This is a genomic window from Shewanella sp. AC91-MNA-CIBAN-0169, assembly GCF_040310165.1.
Classification (GTDB): domain Bacteria; phylum Pseudomonadota; class Gammaproteobacteria; order Enterobacterales; family Shewanellaceae; genus Shewanella.
The window spans coordinates 1-329 of the sequence record NZ_JBEOPM010000084.1 but is presented as its reverse complement, the minus strand read 5'-3'; the positions used below and the strand labels follow the sequence as shown (position 1 = coordinate 329).

Here is a 329-nt window from a genome sequence, read left to right as displayed (position 1 = left end):
AAAAGACCGTCCGCAGTGACACAGGCGATCTTGAGATCTCCACCCCAAGAGACCGTCATGGTGACTTTGAACCTACACTCGTGCGCAAGCATCAAACCCGTATCTCAGGTCTTGATGACAAGATCATATTCCTTTACGCCAAGGGTCAAACCACCACCGAGATTGTAGAGAGCATTAAAGAGCTCTACGATGTCGACATCTCAAGCACCCTGGTTTCAAGAGTCACCGATAACATATTAGAGGACATCACCGCTTGGCAGAACCGGCCATTGAGCAGTGTTTATCCTATCGTCTATTTGGACTGCATCGTCGTGAAGATACGTCAAGAC

1 protein-coding gene is annotated in these 329 nt (G+C 48.3%); it reads left to right on the top strand.

The window, feature by feature from the left end:
- On the top strand, window positions 1–329 hold a 329-nt coding region (locus AAEY98_RS22215), incomplete at both ends, for a transposase (protein WP_351019727.1).